Here is a 1,156-nt window from a genome sequence, read left to right as displayed (position 1 = left end):
GTCTGGGAAGTGGCGCACAATCCGGCCTTTCCGATCGCGGAAGACGGCACGATTTCGCTGCCTGGCTGATGGCCCATCGCAAGCAGCTGACGCGGCTCAAGGCTCCCTATCTCAAGCGCATCCTGCTTGATCCCGCGCGGGTCGAGGATTGGGAAAAATACCCCTGGAACCTGCCGCTGTTTCGCGGCCATGACTTCGAACTCGAATTCACCACGCCGATCACCATCATTGTCGGCGAGAACGGCACCGGCAAATCGACGCTGCTTGAGGCCATCGGCGCACTTGCCGGCTACGACGAAGCCGGCGGCGGCAAAGGTTATAGGCCGGTCGACCATTCCAGCGCCATCGACAAGAGCGGTGCGGCACTGGCAAACACATTCCGTGGCCACTGGCTGCCGAAAGTCACCGCCGGCTGGTTCTTTCGCGCCGAATCCTTCTACTCCGTGGCTCGCTATCTCGATCAGGCGGCGCTGGAAGACCCCTTCAGGCCACCACCGCCGGATTTCCTGTCCTGGTCGCATGGCGAGGGGTTTATCCGCTTTTTCGAAGAGCGCTGCCGCAGGCAAGGCATCTACATCCTCGACGAGCCTGAGAGCGCGCTGTCGCCGTCTCGCCAGATCGAACTGCTCAAGATGCTGCGGCGCATGGACCAGTCGGGCACCGCGCAAGTGATCATGGCGACGCATTCGCCGCTGCTGATGGCTTGTCCCGGAGCGCGGCTGTTCCGGATCAGCCGCTTCGGACTCGACCCGACCGATTTCAGCGATACCGATCATTTTCGCATGATGCGCGACTTCTGCACCGATCCGCAGGCTTTTATGGAGGAAGCGCTGAGGGAGGATGACGCGTGAGCGCCGGCGACGATGATCTCAACTGGCGCATCGAGCAGACGTGCCGCGAAGGCTGGCCGGCGGCAACCGAGGCGGTTGTGGAGGGCTGGCTTTTGAGACGGTCCGGCGGACGGATCCGGCGCACCAATTCGGCCAATCCCTTGCGTGGCAAGCGCGGTGCACCTGATGCAGTCATCAACGCCGCCGAGTCCTTCTACATCGGTCACGGCCAGACGCCCTTGTTTCGGGTTCCCGACATCGCCGGCGAGCTCGAAGCCGTACTCGACCATCGCGGCTACCAGCCGGAAGGCGGCACGATCCATCTC

The 1,156-nt window shown here is 63.0% G+C and carries 1 protein-coding gene and 2 pseudogenes; all 3 read left to right on the top strand.

What is annotated here, in order from left to right; all coding sequences use genetic code 11:
- Positions 1-69: pseudogene (locus EN935_RS42980) on the top strand (VOC family protein); the annotation flags it as partial.
- A complete protein-coding gene (locus tag EN935_RS36975; protein ID WP_109669486.1) occupies positions 69-851 on the top strand; it encodes an AAA family ATPase in 783 nt (260 codons plus the stop codon). The pseudogene EN935_RS42980 and the gene EN935_RS36975, both read left to right, overlap by 1 nt.
- Positions 848-1,156, top strand: a pseudogene (locus EN935_RS36970) (GNAT family N-acetyltransferase); the annotation flags it as partial. The gene EN935_RS36975 and the pseudogene EN935_RS36970, both read left to right, overlap by 4 nt.

This window comes from Mesorhizobium sp. M7D.F.Ca.US.004.03.1.1, from assembly GCF_003998635.1.
Classification (GTDB): domain Bacteria; phylum Pseudomonadota; class Alphaproteobacteria; order Rhizobiales; family Rhizobiaceae; genus Mesorhizobium; species Mesorhizobium loti.
This window is presented reverse-complemented; position numbering and strand designations above follow the sequence as displayed.

What these genes read in the sequence shown, in the direction of transcription:
- EN935_RS36975 (WP_109669486.1), top strand. Translation starts at nt 69, where the DNA reads ATGGCCCATCGCAAGCAGCTGACGCGGCTCAAGGCTCCCTATCTCAAG.